The 17,388-nt window shown below is 65.6% G+C and carries 13 protein-coding genes and 1 pseudogene; 5 read left to right on the forward strand and 9 right to left on the reverse strand.

The features are described from left to right. Positions 1-75: 75 nt before the first annotated feature. Positions 76-357, forward strand: a pseudogene (locus tag VD811_09185) (amidohydrolase family protein). Positions 358-398: 41 nt separating this feature from the next. Here VD811_09185 and VD811_09190 read toward each other — a convergent pair. Beyond that, a complete protein-coding gene (locus tag VD811_09190; protein HXV21141.1) occupies positions 399-1,487 on the reverse strand; it encodes an MBL fold metallo-hydrolase in 1,089 nt (362 codons plus the stop codon). A 106-nt stretch (positions 1,488-1,593) separates the two neighbouring features. Then, positions 1,594-1,740 carry a hypothetical protein gene (locus VD811_09195; GenBank protein HXV21142.1) on the reverse strand — a complete coding sequence of 49 codons (147 nt, stop codon included), beginning with the start codon at positions 1,738-1,740 and terminating at the stop codon, positions 1,594-1,596. A gap of 250 nt (positions 1,741-1,990) precedes the next feature. On the opposite strand from VD811_09195, the gene VD811_09200 reads away from it, so the two are divergent. From VD811_09200 to VD811_09210, 3 genes are all read left to right on the forward strand, one after another. Next, positions 1,991-4,654 carry a cation-translocating P-type ATPase gene (locus VD811_09200; protein ID HXV21143.1) on the forward strand — a complete coding sequence of 888 codons (2,664 nt, stop codon included), beginning with the start codon at positions 1,991-1,993 and terminating at the stop codon, positions 4,652-4,654. A gap of 80 nt (positions 4,655-4,734) precedes the next feature. After that, a complete protein-coding gene (locus tag VD811_09205) occupies positions 4,735-6,201 on the forward strand; it encodes a helicase HerA-like domain-containing protein (protein ID HXV21144.1) in 1,467 nt (488 codons plus the stop codon). 92 nt (positions 6,202-6,293) lie between these two features. After that, positions 6,294-6,692 (forward strand): CoA-binding protein, encoded by a 399-nt coding sequence (locus VD811_09210; protein ID HXV21145.1) that lies wholly within the window; start codon positions 6,294-6,296, stop codon positions 6,690-6,692. A 214-nt stretch (positions 6,693-6,906) separates the two neighbouring features. Here VD811_09210 and VD811_09215 read toward each other — a convergent pair whose 3' ends face one another. The 3 genes from VD811_09215 to VD811_09225 all read right to left on the reverse strand — a co-directional run bounded on the left by VD811_09215 (position 6,907) and on the right by VD811_09225 (position 12,193). After that, positions 6,907-9,471, reverse strand: a complete 2,565-nt coding sequence (locus tag VD811_09215; protein ID HXV21146.1) for a molybdopterin-dependent oxidoreductase — start codon at positions 9,469-9,471, stop codon at positions 6,907-6,909. Positions 9,472-9,564: 93 nt separating this feature from the next. Then, positions 9,565-11,520, reverse strand: coding sequence for an FAD-dependent oxidoreductase (locus VD811_09220; protein HXV21147.1), 1,956 nt, complete (start codon positions 11,518-11,520; stop codon positions 9,565-9,567). Between the two features lie 253 nt (positions 11,521-11,773). Then, positions 11,774-12,193 carry a hypothetical protein gene (locus VD811_09225; protein HXV21148.1) on the reverse strand — a complete coding sequence of 140 codons (420 nt, stop codon included), beginning with the start codon at positions 12,191-12,193 and terminating at the stop codon, positions 11,774-11,776. A gap of 80 nt (positions 12,194-12,273) precedes the next feature. Here VD811_09225 and grxC point away from each other — a divergent pair, with 80 nt between their 5' ends. Then, complete coding sequence (gene grxC / locus VD811_09230; GenBank protein HXV21149.1) at positions 12,274-12,546, forward strand: glutaredoxin 3; 273 nt, start codon at positions 12,274-12,276, stop codon at positions 12,544-12,546. On the opposite strand, the gene VD811_09235 is transcribed toward grxC, so the two are convergent. From VD811_09235 to rpe, 4 genes are all read right to left on the reverse strand, one after another. Beyond that, entirely contained in the window at positions 12,524-14,365 is a 1,842-nt protein-coding gene (locus VD811_09235; protein ID HXV21150.1) for a bifunctional homocysteine S-methyltransferase/methylenetetrahydrofolate reductase, read from the reverse strand. The genes grxC and VD811_09235 overlap by 23 nt on opposite strands. A 249-nt stretch (positions 14,366-14,614) precedes the next feature. After that, positions 14,615-15,859, reverse strand: coding sequence for a DUF3365 domain-containing protein (locus VD811_09240; protein HXV21151.1), 1,245 nt, complete (start codon positions 15,857-15,859; stop codon positions 14,615-14,617). 79 nt (positions 15,860-15,938) lie between these two features. After that, positions 15,939-16,508 carry a CoA pyrophosphatase gene (locus VD811_09245; protein HXV21152.1) on the reverse strand — a complete coding sequence of 190 codons (570 nt, stop codon included), beginning with the start codon at positions 16,506-16,508 and terminating at the stop codon, positions 15,939-15,941. Next, the gene (rpe, locus tag VD811_09250; GenBank protein HXV21153.1) at positions 16,508-17,173 is read right to left on the reverse strand and encodes a ribulose-phosphate 3-epimerase; all 666 of its coding nucleotides are present in this window, start codon (positions 17,171-17,173) and stop codon (positions 16,508-16,510) included. The genes VD811_09245 and rpe overlap by 1 nt, the downstream gene beginning before the upstream one ends. Between the last annotated feature and the right edge of the window lie 215 nt (positions 17,174-17,388).

Genomic DNA, 17,388 nt, shown 5'->3' on the forward strand with positions numbered 1-17,388 from the left:
TACCCATGACCGCCAGAGCCATCCCCCCTTACAAGGTATTCGAAAGCCACTTCCACATCATCGACCCTCACTTCCCCCTCGTTCCCCACCCTGCTGCGGCTGGTGGAGAGGGGGGGGCGGGTCAAGGCCACCGGTTTCGGCCGGGTCGATTTCGACGTTCCGGAGGCGCTCCGCGCCATCTGCGCCGCCAACCCCGGGGCACTGCTCTTCGGCACCGACCTCCCCTCGACCCGGGCGCCGCGTCCCTACAGTGACGACGACCTGCTGCTGGTGCTCGACGAGCTGGGCGAGGATCTGGCGAGCAAGGTCCTGTTCGACAACGCCGTCGCCTTCTACCGGCCCAAGGGGGATGCCTGAACGGGATGGGCAATCCGGCCCATAAAACCGGCTTGAGCTTTTCAGGGGAGCAGCCCGGCCACCTCGGCCGGCAGCAGGGGACGGGGGGTGAGGCGCTCGGGGAGGCGCAGCAGGGTGACGCCGGGGGGCATATCCAGCTCCCGGTAGAGCTGCTCGCCACGGCCGACGTAGCTCTTCGAGAGGTGCATCGGCAGCAGGAAGGCGGGCGCCAGCTCCCGCGCCAGTTCGTTCACATCGCGGCTGCAGAGGTGGTAGGAGGCCCGCGCCTTGTCGCAATCGGCCGCCAGGTAGGAGCACTCGCAGACCAGCAGCGTCACCCCCTGCAGCAGGGAGCGCACCTTCTGCCGGTTCTCCGTGGTGAAGCCGACGTCGGTAAGATAGCCGATGCTCGCCGGCTCGGCCGGACTGCGAATCGCCGCAAAGAGGGCGGCGGGGTCGGCGACCGCCTCTGCGCGGACCGTTTCCCCCTCGCGGCGCAGGACGGCGAGCGGCCCTTCGCCCAGCTCCCGCCGGCAGAAGCGCCGCTTCAGCTCCCGCAGCCAGGGCCCCGGCACCAGGCCTTGGCCCCGCAGCTTCTCCGCGTCCACCGCGAACGCCTCCCGCTCGGTGAGGCGAAAGGCGAGAGCCGGGATCTTGTGGTCGCACAGCTCCGCCTCCACCCGCAGATAGTCCCCCTGGTAGATGGTGCGCTCCGGCCGCGCCGCCGTCCCGGCGAAGCGGCACGGAAAACCGTCCGGCCCGGCCAGCTCCCAGCTCTCGGTGCGGCCGGGATAGATCTCGTGGACGCGAAAGGTGCACCAGTAATCCTCGGTCAGGTTCCAGTCGTAGCCGGCCAGCTTGTGCGCCAGCCGCCCGGCGATGCCCGGCGGTCCGTAGAGGTCGAAGGTGCGGGGGGAGACATGGTTGTGGCGGATGAAGGTGTCGATGCCCATGAAGTGGTCCATGTGGGCATGGCTGATGAAGATCGCCTCGACCCCCTTGAGGACGCGCTTGGCCAGGTGGTGAATCTGGCCGCAGTCGACCAGCAGGTTTTTCCCGCGCGGCCGCACCCGCACCAGCAGCACCGGGTCATCGAGCTGGCCGGCGAAGAAGGTCGGCTCCAGGTAGCGGAAGGGGAGGCGCGCGATCATGGCAGGCTCCCGGCGAGCGTTCGGATCTCTGCCTTCAAGTATAGGGGGTGGCGCCGACGGCGCAAACGGCAGGGGGGCGGCGCCCGGGTGCGGACGCCGGGGCGGGCTACTGGCGCACGACGCAGAGGACGACGGGGTTTCCCTCGCGGTTCTGCTCGAGGAAGAGCCGGGTCGCTTCGACCGGCCCGGTGGCTTCGATCAGGGCGCTGCAGATGTCGCCGCCGACGTCGTAGGTGACCTGGTAAGTTGGCATGAGAGAAGTCCTCCGAAATTTTTTCTGGGCGGACAGACTATAGCGCCACTGCCGCTGCCGGTCAACCCCTCGCCGGCAGCCCGGCCGTACGCCGGGCCTTCACCCCACCCGGTTTCCCCCCGCCCCGTGCAAATCACCCTCGCTCCCTACCCATCCCGGAGGCACCGTGTACAATTGGTAATGCCCCTCGCCGCCGGCGCAAGGCGGGCGAGTCGTCCGGGCGCCACAACCTCGCACGGATCGTACCCTCATGAACTGGCACCAGCTCGAAGCCGAAAAGGTTCTCGAACAGCTCGAAGCCTCGCCGGACGGCCTCTCCAGGGAAGAAGCCGCCCGCCGCCTGGCCGAGTACGGCCCGAACGAACTGCAGGCCGCCCGGCGCATCTCGCCCTGGGCGATCCTCCTTGCCCAGTTCAAGAACATTCTCATCCTCATCCTGCTGGTCGCCACCGCCCTCTCGGCCCTCTTCGGCCATGAACTCGAAGCGGTCGCCATCGCCGTCATCGTCCTCTTCGCCGTGGTCCTCGGCTTCGTGCAGGAATGGCGGGCCGAGCGGGCCATCGAGGCGCTGGGGCGGCTGGCCGCCCTCACCGCAACGGTTCTGCGTAACAGCGAGGAGGACGAAATTCCGGCCCGCGACCTGGTCCCCGGGGACATCATCCTGCTGCGGGCGGGGGATAAGGTCCCGGCCGATGCCCGGATGCTCGAGGCGGTCAATCTGCAGACCGAGGAGGCCGCCCTGACCGGCGAGTCGACGCCGGTGGAGAAGGGAACCGGCCCCCTCGCCGCCGGCGAACTGGCCTTGGGCGACCGCCGCAACATGGTATGGGCCGGCACCGCCGCGACCTACGGCCGGGGACGGGCGGTGGTGGTCGCCACCGGCATGGCAACCGAATTCGGCAAGATTGCCAAAATGCTGGAGACGGTAGAGACCGGACGCACCCCGCTGCAGGAGAATCTCGACCGGGTCGGCCGCCTGCTGGCCTGGGCTGCCCTGCTGGTGGTCGCGGTGATCGTCGGGCTCGGCCTTTTACGCGGCCAGCCCTTCATCGACATCCTGCTGTTCGGCATCGCCCTGGCGGTGGCGGTCGTCCCCGAGGCCCTCCCCGCCGTCGTCACCGTCTCGCTGGCGATCGGCGTGCAGCGCCTGGCCCGGCGTCACGCGCTGATGCGCCGTCTGCCGGCAGTGGAGACCCTGGGGAGCACCTCGATCATCTGCTCGGACAAGACGGGCACGCTGACCCGGGACGAGATGACGGTGCGCAGGATTTACGTCGCCGGCGAGATGATCGAGGTCAGCGGTTCCGGGTATGAGCCCACCGGCCGGTTCTCCCGGGACGGCAGGGAGATCGGCGTCCCCGCACCGCTGGAGCGGCTGCTGCAGGCCGCCGTCCTCGCCTCGGACGCGCACGTCAGGCCTGTCGGCGAGCAGGACCGTTGGGAGGTCAAGGGGGACCCCACCGAGGGGGCGCTGGTGGTGGCGGCGGCCAAGGCCGGACTGGAGAAGGCCGAGCTCGATGCGCGCTGCCCCCGGGTGGACGAGATCCCCTTCACCTCCGAAACCAAGCGCATGACCACCCTGCACGAAACACCGGAGGGGGTGGTCGCCTGCGCCAAAGGGGCGGCGGAGGTGATCCTCGCTTCCTGCACCCGGCAGTTGACCGGGGAGGGGGAGCGGGAGCTCGACGACGCCGGCCGGCAAGCGATTCTGGAGATCGCCGACCGGATGGCGCAGGAGGCGCTGCGGGTGCTGGCAGTGGCATCCAAAGCGGGAGCCTCCCGGCAGGATGCCGAAAGGGAAATGACCTTTCTCGGCCTGGCGGGGATGATCGATCCGCCTCGCGCCGAGGCCGCCGCCGCCGTCGAGACCTGCGGCCAGGCCGGCATCGCCGTGATGATGATCACCGGCGACCATCCGGTCACCGCCCGGGCCATTGCCCGCGAATTGGGTCTGCTCGTGCGGGACCGCGTCGTCACCGGTGCGGAACTTGAAAAAATGGGGGAGGAGGAGTTCGCCCGCGAGGTGAAGCAGATCGAAGTCTTCGCCCGCGTCTCCCCGGCTCACAAGCTGCGGGTGGTGACGGCCCTGCAGGCGCAGGGGGAGATCGTCGCCATGACCGGCGACGGCGTGAACGATGCGCCGGCGCTGAAGAAGGCCGACATCGGCATCGCCATGGGGATCACCGGCACCGACGTCACCCGGGAGGCCGCCGCCATGACGCTGACCGACGACAATTTCGCCTCCATCGTCGCGGCCGTCGAAGAGGGGCGGGGGATCTTCGGCAACATCAAGAAGTACCTGATGTACCTCCTCTCCTCCAACATCGGCGAGATCGGCCTGATCGCCGCCGCCTCGCTGGCCGGGCTGCCGCTCCCCCTGAGCGCGGTGCAGATCCTCTACGTCAACCTCGCCACCGACGGCCTGCCGGCCCTCGCCCTGGCGGTCGACCCGCCCGAACCCGACCTGATGCGCCGGCCGCCGCGCAATCCCCGCTCCGGCATCTTCACCCGGCCGGTGGTCGTCCTGATGGTGGTCGGCGGGGTCTGGTCGGCGCTGGTCAACTTCGGCCTGTTTCTCTGGGAACTGGAGAACGGCAGCCTCACGCACGCGATGACGGTGACCTTCGTCTCGCTGGTGCTGATCCAGTTCTTCAAGGCCTACAACTTCCGCTCCGACCACCTGTCGGTGCTCAGGCGGCCCTTCGCCAACAAATGGCTGAACCTGGCGATCCTCTGGGAGCTGGCGCTGCTCGCCCTGATCGTCTATCTTCCGCCGCTGCACCGGCCCTTCTCCACCGTCAGCCTGGCGCCGGTGGATCTGGCCATCGTCGCCGCTCTCTCCTTCACCATCTGCCCCGTTCTGGAACTGGCCAAGTGGATGGAGGGGCGCGGCTGGTTCGGCAAACCGGGCTGACGGCCTCCTCTTGCGACGTCACTCTTCCTGCGCTATGATGCCGGCGTTCGAAATGCCATTCCTTTCCCGGAGGCCATGCCATGAACCTTTCAACCAACGAGCCATTGCCGATTGCCCGGAGCACCGAGGAAATCGGCGTCCTGCCGAAAATGGCCAACCGCCACGGTCTGATTGCCGGCGCCACCGGCACCGGCAAGACCGTCACCCTGCGGGTGCTGGCCGAGCAGTTCAGCCGCCTCGGGGTTCCCGTCTTCATGGCCGACATCAAGGGTGACCTCTCGGGCCTCGCCCGTTCGGGAGGCGACCACCCCAAAGTCGCCGAACGCGCCGCCGGCATGGGCCTCGCCGATTTTGCCTGGGAAGGTTTCCCGGTGGTCTTCTGGGACCTCTTCGGCGAACAGGGGCACCCGGTGCGGACAACCGTCTCGGAGATGGGACCACTGCTGCTCGGCCGCCTCATGGACCTCAACGAGACACAAAGCGGGGTGCTGCAGCTCGTCTTCAAGATTGCCGACGACCAGGGCCTGCTGCTGCTCGACCTCAAGGACCTGCAGGCGATGGTCCGCTTCGTCGGCGACCACGCCGCCGACTTCCGCACCACCTACGGCAACGTCTCCGCCGCCAGCGTCGGCGCCATCCAGCGCAGCCTGCTCGCCCTCGAGCAGCAGGGCGGCGCGCGCTTCTTCGGCGAGCCGGCCCTCGACCTCGAGGACCTCATGCAGACCGGCGCCGGCGGCCGAGGGATGATCAACATCCTCGCCGCCGACAAGCTGATGCACAGCCCCAAGCTCTACGCCACGTTCCTGCTCTGGCTGCTGGCCGAACTCTTCGAGCGCCTCCCCGAGGTGGGCGACCCGGAGAAGCCCCGACTGGTCTTTTTCTTCGACGAGGCGCACCTGCTGTTCGACGACCCGCCCAAGGCGCTGCGCGAGAAGATCGAGCAGGTGGTGCGGCTGATCCGCTCGAAGGGAGTCGGCGTCTACTTCGTCACCCAGAACCCGCTCGATCTCCCCGAGGAGATCCTCGGTCAGCTCGGCAACCGCGTCCAGCACGCCCTGCGCGCCTTCACCCCGCGCGATCAGAAGGCGGTGCGGGCCGCGGCCGAAACCTTCCGCGCCAATCCCGGTCTGGATGTCGCCGCCGCCATCACCGAACTGGGGGTTGGCGAGGCGCTGGTCTCGGTGCTGGACACCAAGGGTACCCCGACGCCGGTCGAGCGGGCGCTGGTTTTGCCGCCGCGCAGCCGCCTGGCTCCCCTGACCCCGGCGGAGCACGCAGAGATCATCCGCGACTCGCTCCTCGCCGGCCATTACGAAAAACACGTCGACCGCGAGTCGGCCTACGAACACCTAAAGGCCCGGGCCGAGCGCGATGCGCAGGCCACCCCGCCGCCCCTGCCCGGCCGCCGCCAAGCCGAGCCGGAGAACCCGGCCGGTGAACTGCTGCAGGCCGCCGCCAAGAGCGCCGCCCACGCCATCGGCAGTCAACTCGGCCGACAGATCATGCGCGGCGTCCTCGGCTCGATCTTCGGCGGGAGACGTCGATAGCGCCCCCTCGATATAAGGGGATACGCGACAGGCAATCCCCGGCAAACTCTGCTACGCTTAAGACAACGCAACCAACCAGCAAGGAGAACGCCATGGACCCCCGCATCGAGAAGTTCCTGGCCGCAAAGGCCTTCGGCGTCGCCGGCGCCTCGACCAATCGGGACAAGTACGGCAACCGGGTGCTGCGTTGCTACCTGCAGAACGGCCGGAAGGCGGTCCCGATCAATCCCCGCGCGGAAGCCATCGAAGGAGTCCCCTGCGTGGCGAGCGTCGCCGACCTGCCGCCTGAAGTGAAGAGCCTCTCGGTCATCACGCCGCCGAAGATCACTGAAGAGGTAGTCGAAGCGGCGATCGCCAAAGGGATCGAGAACATCTGGATGCAGCCCGGCGCCGAGAGCCCGGCGGCCGTGGAACGGTGTCGCCAGGCTGGCGTCAACGTCATCGCCGACGGCAGCTGTCTGCTCGTGGTGATGCACTATCACGAGCACTGACCGGACGCGCCAACTCCGGTCCAGCACCCCGAACTTCCAGGGAGGACTCGCGCCCCAAGCGGCCAGCGGGCCTTTTTCCCCGACCGGCCGTTGCTTATCCTGCACTCAGAAGACATGACGACGATGCCCCCGCGGAAGGCGGCGTAATAGTAAAAAGGCGCCCCGGAACGATCGTTCCGGGGCGCCTTTTGTCATGGGAGAGGTAAGGCGGCCGCTAAGGCTTGCCCACCTGAACCACGGTGCGGTTCTGCCCCGCGGGAATGACCTGCTGGATGTTGAGGTCGGCGAAATGATAGGGGGCGAAGAGCAGCCCCTTCGGCACATTCTCGCTCAGCTTGACGGGGCCGCGGGCGGAGCCGGTGGTGGAGGTGATCCGCACCGTGCTCCCCTCCTTGATTCCGCAGGCAGCGGCATCCTCGGGGTGGATCTCGATGTAGCCGGCCGGGGCCACCTGCAGGTTGCCGTCGGCAAAGGTGGAGGTGGTGCCGAAGTGGAAGAGGATCTTGCCGGTGAGCAGCTGCAACTCCTCGGTGATGGCCTTCGGCTCGACCGGGGTGTAGGTCATGCTCCGCTCATCCGGGCGGAAGGGCTCCTTGAGGCAGCTGCGGCAGCCGCTCCCATCGGTGGAGCAGACCTCACCGTAGAGCCGGGTGAGTTGGCGCACCTCCTCCAACACGGCCGCCGGGTCCGAGACGGTCGCCGTCGGGACCAGCCGGGCGTAAAGCGCGGCCAGAATTTCACCGTCCGCACGCGCCTCGGCGAGGGGGGAAAGGGCCTGGCCGAGGCAGCCGATCCGGTGGTCGAGGGAGGTGACGGTCCCCTTCTTCTCGGCAAAGGAGACGCCGGGGAGGACGACGTGGGCCAGCCCGGTCAGCTCGGAAGCGAGGATATCCTGAACGACGAGGAACTCGACCTTCTCCAGCGCCCGGCGCCAGCGGCCGCTGTCGGGGAAGGAGACCAGCGGATTGGTGGCGGCGAGATAGAGGGTCTTGATCTCTCCCGTTTCGATCCCCTCGAGGATCCCCTGGGCGTCTCGTCCCCCCTCCGGCAGCCGGACCTTCCAGGCGGCCTCGAACTTCTGCCGTCCGCTGCGGTAATCCTGGTAGCCGGGGAGGAACTCGGGGCAGACTCCCATGTCGAGCAGTCCCTGCATGTTCCCCTTCTCGTCGACCGGAAAAAGGCCACCGATGTCGCCGTGCAGGGCGCCGGTCACCAGGGCCAGGTTCGCCAGCGCGGCGACCTTTGCCTCGGCCCCCTCGCTCCTGGTCACGTCGCCGCCGAAGACCAGGGCGACCGAGCCGGCGCGGCCGAGATGGAGGGCAGCCTCCTCGATCAGTTCGCGGGAGACCCCCGTCTCTCGCGCCGCCTGCTCCAGATCGACGGCCTGCAGGTGGCTCTTGAGCTCGTCGAGGTTGGCGACGAAGCGCTGCAGGTAGGCTTCGTCGGCCAGCCCCTTCTCGAGAATGATCCTGGCCAGGGCGTTGGCCAGCAGCACCTCGCTGCCGGGACGGTACTGGAGGAAGCTCTCTGCGTAACGTACCAGTTTGACCCGGCGCATGTTGACGACCACCAGCTTGCCGTCACGCTTGCGGCAGGCCTTTTCGATCTGCCAGTCGATCGCCGGCGCCTCGGCCGTAACGTCGGAGCCGAAGACGAGGACCGCTTCCGCCTGGCCGATCTTCCCGAGCCGGTTGCTCGCCCCCTTGAGGCCGAGCGCCCGGTCGAGGGCCTTGAGCGCGCGCAGGGCGCCGAAGCGGGCCTCGGAGTCGATGTTGTTGGTCCCGACGGCGGCCCGGAAAAGCTTCTGAAAGAGATAGTTTTCCTCGTTGGTCAGGCGCGGCGAGCCGAGGGCGGCGACACTGTCGGCGCCGGCCTGCCGCAGCCGGTCGGCGACCAGGGTCAGCGCCTCGTCCCAGCCGGCCGCAACTTGCGTCTCCCCCTTCTTCAGCAGCGGTCGGGCCAGGCGCTTGGGGGAATTGACGTAGCCGTAACCGAAGTAGCCGCCGATGCAGAGGGTGCCGTCGTTGACCGTCACGCCGTCCTCGGAGGTAACGCGGCAGATCTTGTTTTGCTTGACGTTGACGTCGATCTGGCACTGGCTGCCGCAGTAGGTGCAGACCGACGCGGTCTTGCGCAGCTCCCAGGGGCGGGCCTTGAACAGGAATGGCTTGGACAGCAGGGTGCCGGTCGGACACTCGTCGACGCAGTTGCCGCAGAATTCACAGTCGAGCGGCTTGCCGTCGTGGGTGTCGATGAACGCCCTATCGCCGCGCTCGCGCACCACGATGGCACTCGCCCCCACCACCTCGTGGCAGACTTTGACGCACTTCTCGCAGAGGATGCAGCGGTTGGGGACCTGCTGGATCAGTGGCCAGTTGCTGATCACCCCATGGTTGACGTCCTCGGCGCCGAAGGGCTGACGGGTGACGTCCTGCTCATAGCAGACGTTCTGCAGGTCGCACTCGCCGCCGGCGTCGCAGACCGGGCAGTCGAGCGGATGGTTGACCAGCAGCAGCTCCACCACCTGCCGGCGGATGACCGCCAGTTTCTCCGACTGGGTGGTGACCACCATCCCTTCGACCGCCGGCGTATTGCAGGCAGTCATCGGCTTGTCGGCCCCGGCCACCTCCACCACGCAGATACGGCAGGCACCGGTTGGGGAGATCTTCTGCAGAAAGCAGAGAGTGGGGATGTGGACGCCGACCTTTTCGGCAGCCGCCAGGATCGTTGCCCCCTTTTCAATCTGAACATCTTTGCCGTCGATCTTAAGATTGATCATGGTCTCTTCACCTTTATCGCATCAGAAAGGGCAAGCGGGCATTAATCACCCGCCGCCCTCGAATTCCGACCGGCCTCGAGCGTCGACGTCGGTTCAGCTGACTGCCACCATTGCCACCCGGTAGCAGCGCAGGCAGCGCTGGGCTTCCCGCACCGCCTGGTCTTCGGGCATCGCCAGCTCGATCTCTTCGTAATGTTTTGCCCGCTCGGCGCCGCCCACCTTGGGCTGGTGCTCGCGATGCAGGCCGCCGAGAATGCCGAGCTTCTCGTTGGGATCGAAGACGCCGAGCGCGTTGACGATATCCTCCATGGCGTCCTCTTCGTTTAGATAGGCCTTGCCTTCGGAGAGCCAGCGATGCATGCCGCGGGCGGCGCGCCGCCCGTGGCCGACAGCGACCACCACGGTCATCGCCCCGTATTCACAGTCACCGCCGGCGAAGATACCTTCGGAGTCGGTCATCATGGTGCCGCCATGGGTGACAATGCTGTTCCAGCGGGTCTGCTTGATACCGAAATCCTCGTCGTCGAGGTAAGAGAGATCAGGGTCCTGACCGATGGCCGGAATGACCATGTCGCAGGGGATGACATACTCGCTGCCGGGCTTCGGCGCCGGCCGGCGGCGGCCTGATTCGTCCGGCTCGCCGAGTTCCATGACCACCACCTCGACGCCGACGACCTTGCCGTTCTCGGCGATCAGCCGGGTCGGATTGCGCAGAAACTCGAACTTGACGTTCTCTTCCTCGGCATCGTCGACCTCGTAGGGCTCGGCAGGCATCTCCTTGCGCGTGCGCCGATAGACGAGGATCGACTCTTCGGCCCCCTCGCGCAGGGCGACGCGGACGCAGTCGATGGCGGTGTTGCCGCCGCCGACGACGATCACCCGCTTGGGCGTTTCGATCGGCTGGCCGAGGGCCACGGCCCGCAGGTAGTGGATGCCGCCCGGGGAGAAGCCTTCGTAGCCTGCATCCTCGCCCTCGACCCCCATCGGCTTCGACTTGAAGGCGCCGGTGCCGAGAAAGACCGCATCGTACTCTTGCTTGAGTTGCTTTAGGGAGACGTCGCGTCCAAGCTTGGTATTGAAGCGGATCTCGCCGCCGAGACTGGTGATGATCTCGATATCCCGCCGCAGCAGGTGGCGCGGCATGCGGTAATCAGGTATGCCGACCGCCACCGTCCCCCCGGGTTCACTGAGCATGTCGAGGATCGTCACCTGGTAGCCTTCGAGGAGCAGGTAGTAGGCACAGGTGACCCCGGCCGGACCGGCACCGACGACGCAGACTTTCTTGTTCTGGCGGGGTTTGGGTACCATCGGCGGCTGCTTGTGGTGCATCCACTCGTGGTCGGAGGCGACCCTTTTCAGCACCATGATGCTGATCGGCTCGTCGATCAGCGCCCGTCGGCAGGCCTTCTCGCAGGGGTGCGGGCAGACGCGGCCGCAGACCGACGGAATCGGCATGTTGCGGCGGATGGCGGAAAGCGATTCGTCGAAGCGGTAGTCCTTGACCTCTTCCACATAGGCAGGGATGTCGATATGCGCCGGGCACTTGTCCATGCAGGGGGCGGTGAGCTTTTCCTTGTAAGCCGCAGCATACCTGGGCTTGCGCTCGCCGCGGATATAGGCCAGATAGTCGGCGCGGAAGTGCTTGACGGTATCGAGCACCGGGATCACCGAGGTCATGCAGAGAGTGCACTTGCAGTTCTCGAGCAATGTCGCGAGGCTCTCGATGGTCGCCAGATCACTCTCCTTGCCGTTGCCGGCAACGATGCGAGCCAGCGTATCCTGCAGGATACGGGTTCCCTTCTTGCCGGGCGTACACTTGGCGCAGCAGTAGTTTTCCTGCACCCGTTTCATGTACTCGGCAGCCATGGCGACGATGTCGGTCTCGCGGTCGAGCAGCACCACGCCGTCCCAACCCATGAAGGCCCCGATCCGGCCTTCGTTCTGATAATACTCGGGCAGTTTGAGCTTGAGCGAGGCCAAGTCAGCTTCGCCGCCGCTGCGATTGTCGACGATCTTTCTGCCCCAGCTGGAAAAAGCAACCTGAGTCAACTTGACCTCCTCTGAAGTCCCCTTCTTCGCCAATCCGAAAAAAAGGACGGATGACTCTCTGAAAACAGGTAAGAGGCCCCTTCGGGCGTGCAGTTGCCCCTCGCTATTTTGTATACAGTATGCAGTTAAATACCATAAAGGGAAAGGCCAACGCAAGGAAAAATTTAACTTCGCGGCCCCGGTCAGCCGCAATAAGGGCTCGGAATGACGGCGCATTTACACGCCATCGGAAAGGGCAGGGAACCGCCGGGGTTCAGGGGAAGGGTGGGAATGGGCCGGCAAGCTTCCAGGTACCGGGATGGTAGCGGTCCCCCCCCTGGTACTGCCACTCCTGGCGCAGGCGAATTTTTTTCACCGTGATGGATGGGATCAGATAGTACTCGAGGGTAAGCGTGGTGTGCACCTGGCGGCCGGCTTCACCGAAATCGGCCGACTCCAGTTGCACATCGACGATGTGCAGATCGTCCAGGGCTGAAAATCGCTGCAGGAAATCTTCCCGCTCGGTATCGGGGAGGTAGGCTGCGACCTGCTGGTAATCGCGCCAGCGGAGCCGTTCGACGTAGTCCTTCAAGACGGGCTGGAACTCTTGCTGTGGCCGCGCCGCCAGGCCGCAGCCGACCAGCAGCAGCCCCATCAACAGAACAACCGACCAGCGGTTGAGGACGGGCAACATACGGCGACCTCCCTTGCAAGTTAACGAACCTCGGTTAAAATTGCTTTTCCGCCATGCAGTTCACCGTCAAGGAGTGCCCGATGAAGAGGATCGAAATTTACACCAAGAGCTACTGCCCCTTTTGCCAGCGAGCCAAGGAACTGCTGCGCATCAAGGGGGTAGGATTCCTCGAGCACGACGTCACCACCGACCCCCTGCGGGAGCGGGAGATGCGGGAGCGCTCGGGGCGGACCACCGTCCCCGAGATTTTTGTCGACGACGCCCTGCTGGGCGGCTGTGACGACCTCTTCGATCTGGATGAAAAGGGCGAACTCGACCGCCTGCTGGGTCTCAACGGCGAATCGTCTCGATAAGCTCCAAAGCCAGTTCAACCTTGCCGAAAGGAGGCATCAGATACCAGCCGCCGACCCGTCCACGGCCGGCCTCCACCAGTTCCCGCGCCACCGCCATTCCCTCGCGCACACCTTCGGCCCCGCTTTTCCCCCGCATCCGCTGCCGCACCTCATCCGGAAGCACGATCCCTGGCACCTCGTTATGCAGAAACTCGGCATTGCGCTCGCTCACCAGAGGCAGAATGCCGACCAGCACCGGTACGCCGAGCGGCGCGGTGCGGAGGAGCAACTCCTCGAGTACCCTCCGGTCATAGACCGGCTGCGTCTGCACGAAACGGGCTCCCGCCGCAACTTTCTTCTCCAGGCGCCGCAACTGCCCCTGCATGCTCGGCAGATTGGGGTTGAAGGCGGCGCCGAGCAGGAAATCGGTGTGCCCCTGCAGGTCGCTGCCGAGCAGGGTCCTGCCCTGGTTCAGGGCCGTGAGCAGTTCCAGCAGCCCCACCGAGTTGAGATCGAAGACGCTGGTCGCCCCCGCCTCCCCTCCCACCGATACGGGATCACCGGTCACCGCCAGAATGTTGCGCAGACCCAGCAGGTGTGCCCCCATCAATTCGGAATGCAGTCCGATCAGGTTGCGGTCGCGACAGGTCACATGGGCGATGACTTCGAGGCCGGCCTCTTCCTGGATGCGCCTCGCCAGGGCCAGATTACCCAGACGGATGCGGGCCAGGGGGTTCTCTGCCAGACTGATGGCATCGACCTGCGCCGCGGCCAGCGCCTGCGCCGCGGCGATCACCTTGCTGCAGTCCAGCCCCCGCGGCGGGTCGAGCTCGACCGTGATGACCGGCCGTTCGCCCCAGGCATCGATGAACGTCCGCAGCGGCCCGGCAGCGGCGACCGGCGGCGCCGGCGTTGCCGGAGAGGCCACCGGGCGGGGCTGCCGTCCCGGCTTCAGGCCGGCCACGGCGTCGGCCAGCGCCCGGATATGTTCCGGGGTGGTACCGCAGCATCCCCCCACCAGAGCGGCCCCGGCGCGCACCATCTCCCGCCCCATGCCGGCAAAGTATTCGGGGGTCGCCAGATAGATGAAGCGGCCGTCGAGATACTGGGGGAAACCGGAATTGGCGAAGGCCGAAAGGGGCAGAGCGGTAACCGCCGCCAGCCGGGAGAGAACCTTCAGCAGGTCGCGGGGTCCCGACCCGCAGTTGGCCCCGAGCACCGCTACCCCCGCCCCGGAAAGACGCCTGGCCACTTCCTCGGCCGCCGCGCCGTCGCGGGTGCGACCTTCCTCGAGGAAGGCCATTTGCGCCACCGCCGGCAGTCCGATACCGGCGGCCACCTGCACGGCCAGTTCCAGATCATCCAGACAGGCAAAGGTCTCGAGCAGGAAGAGATCGACCCCGCCTTCGGCCAGCGCTTCCATCTGCTCGTGCAGCACCGCCTGTTTTTCCGTCGGGGAAAGCTCCCGCAGTTCACCGCGCGGCAGCGTCAGCGGTCCGACCGACCCGGCGACGAAGCGCTCCGGTCCGGCCGCCGCTCTGGCCAGGCGGGCACCGGCGACATTGATTGCCCGGGTCTTTTTCTCCAGACCGACCGCAGCCAGGCGCACCGAGCTGGCGCCGAAGGTGTTGCTTTCGAGCAACTGGGCTCCGGCGTGCACGTAGTCGTCGTGCACCTGGCGCACCATTTCCGGGCGGACCAGGTTCAGGTATTCGAAGTTCGTCTCCAGGGGGATCCCCCGGCTGTAAAGAAGCGTCCCCATGGCACCATCGCCGATAATGACTTGATCGGCCAGGCGCTGGAGAAACTGGGCTGTTCGCGGCTGGTAATTCGTGTTCATGGGTCTCGATTCGCCAAATCCCGAGTCGGGGCTGAGTTCCAAGGCCGGACTGCTGACCACCCGTTATGCCATAAAACGATGCGAAAAGAAAGGCTCGGTCAAGTTTTACCACGGGACAGGGTGAAGCTTCCGCTGGTCGGCAAAAACCGACGGCCCCGGACCTTTTCCCAAGGTCCGGGGCCGTCGGCAGATCAAAGGCCGCCGGCCAACGCGGCAAACCGCGATGCCCTGCGCAAATTCAGACGTTTATTACTCCCCGGGAGTCTTTTCCCGCAGGATGGCCGTATAGAAGAGATGGCCCTCCGATTCAGCTGCGGAGAGAGAAAGCTCCAGAGGGAAGGAGGAACCGCTCCGCCGGCGTCCCGGAATCCGGTGCGTTTTGCGGATCAGTTCTTCGGCTTGCTGCTGGAGGTACGCCTCCGCTCCCGCTTCGCGCAACGACTGACACTCTTCGTGAATGAACCGGTCGATGGTCATGCCGAGAGCCTCGCGCTTGCTGTAGCCGAACATCCGCTCGGCCTCGCGATTAAAGAGGATGATCTGGCCGTTGCTGAGAAAGGAGACAATGCCGTCCCGGGCCGTTTCGGTAAGCAAGCGGAACCGCTTTTCCGACTCTTCCAGATGCTGACTCTTCTCCTGCAGGTTGTCCATCATTTCGTTGAAACCGTCGATCAAAGCCCCGATTTCGTCACGGCCGCGGCGCGGAATCTTCGTCTCGAAACGCCCGGTGAGGATTATCTCACGAATCCCCTCGCCGAGGCGGGTCAGCGGAACAGTCACCGTCATCCGGGTCAGCAGTCCCAGGGCGGTGATGAGCACCAGGATGAGGCTGCCGGTATAAAAAAAGTCGTTGCGAACGTTGGCATAGATTTGCCGATAAAGCTTCTCCATGGGAATGGTCACCGAGGCGGCGCCGATGATTTCACCGATCTTGTAGTTATATGCCTGATCCTTCTCCTCGGGGAATAGTCGTTTGATGTAGTCGGGAGCGGCCTGCGGGTCGCCGTGGCATTCCAGGCAGCTCTGTTCGGCCCGAAACGGCTGCATATAGCGGAATACCGGCTCGCCCTGGATGGTGGTGACGGCGTAGTACTCCTTCAGATAAGGGCTGAGGTAAAACTTCTGCAGGGCTGCGGATTCGAAGGTGTCGGGCGCGTTTTTCTGGTTTCGGTAGCGATCGGAGACCTGGCGGATTCGGTAGTCGAGGTCGCGGGCCACCAGTTCGCCGATGCGTGTCGAAGCGACCACGGGGATCAGGCCGTAGCGGTCGACGGAAAGTTCGACCTGGCCGATCTGCAACTGGTCGGAAATGTACTCGCGGGCGCGGATTGCCTCGGAGGCGATGATGCGTGCCTTTTCCACCGACTCGGCGATGATGAAGCCTTTGTGCAACCGGTAATCGATGTAGGTGGCCAGGGCAAAGAAGGTGAGAACGATCGCCGTGACGACGACAGTGAGCTTGTTGAGCAGTCCCAGATTGCGGAACAGAGCCATGGCGAAAAATCCCTTCCGGCCAGATAGTTGGCATTTATTCTACCCACAAACCGGGCTATTGCAAGAATCCGGAGCGCCCTCAGCCTTCCCCATCGCAAACGCGCCGGAGAAACTGGCGCAGAATCGCCGCGGTCAGCCCCCAGATCTCATGCACGCCCGCCGTGCAGAAGTGAACGGGATGGATGCGCCCCTGGTGGCGCCAGTCCTCCTGTCGCCAGATGGCCGGATCGCGCAGGGTCGCCAGCGGCACCTCGATCACCTCGGCTATCTCCCGGGCATCGACCCGGAAGCGGTAGGGCCAGGGGAAGGTGCCGACAAAGGGAACGACGTGGTAGCCGTACACCGAGACGAAATCGTCGAGCCGTCCCAGAACGGTCACGTCGGCCGGCCGGATTCCCATCTCTTCCTCGGTTTCGCGCAGCGCCGTCGCCAGCAGGTCGACGTCGTCCGGCTGCCGGCGGCCGCCGGGAAAGGAGATTTCGCCCCGGTGGTGATTTAGGTGTTCGGTGCGCCGGGTGAACAGGACGGTATCCGCCCCCTCCCGAACGTAGAGGGGGAGCAGGACGGCAGCCGGCCGCAGTCCTTCGGGGTCGATGAAGCGGAGCGGGTGCCCGGCCAGCGCCCTTGCGATCCTGGCGGGGTCGAGCATCAGGCGGACAGCGCCCGGCCGTTCTCCCGCAGGGCGGCGATGGTGGCGGCGTAGTCGGGGGTGCCAAAGACGGCGCTGCCGGCCACGAAGACTTCGGCGCCGGCGCCGGCGATCAGGCCGATGTTGTCGGTCTTCACCCCGCCGTCGACCTCCAGTTCGACCGCCAGGCCGCGGCGGTCGATCTCGCGCCGCAGCGCCTCGATCTTGGGGAGGCAGGCGGGGATGAAGCTTTGGCCGCCGAAGCCGGGGTTGACCGTCATCAGCAGCACCAGGTCGAGGTCGTCGAGGACGTAGTCGAGACAGGAGAGCGGGGTCGCCGGGTTGAGGGAGACTCCGGCCCGCTTCCCCAGAGATTTGATCAGCTGCACCGAGCGATGCAGATGGGGGCAGGCCTCGGCGTGGACGACGATGATGTCGGCCCCGGCCCGGGCGAAGTCTGGGACGTAGCGGTCGGGATGCTCGATCATCAGGTGGACGTCGAGCGGCAGGGTGGTCACCCGGCGCACCGCCTCGACCACCAGCGGACCGATGGTGATGTTGGGAACGAAATGGCCGTCCATGACATCGATGTGAACGTAGTCGGCGCCGCCCTTTTCAATGGCGCGGACCTCTTCTCCCAGGCGGGAGAAGTCAGCGGAGAGAATGGAAGGGGCAATTTTGATCATGGACTGACTCCTGACAACGAAAATGAGCAAGGCCTTTTTACCACGAAGTACAAGAAGGACACGAAGATTTTCTCAAGACTTCGTTCGATTTCGTCGATCACGTCGATGGTTTATCAAAAAAACTACATTCTCTCGCGCAAAGCCGCAAAGGTCGCAAAGAAATTCAATGATCCGGACCCAAACCAATCATTTGAAAGGATTGAGAAAAAACTGCC

Source organism: Desulfuromonadales bacterium (assembly GCA_035620395.1).
GTDB lineage: Bacteria > Desulfobacterota > Desulfuromonadia > Desulfuromonadales > DASPGW01 > DASPGW01.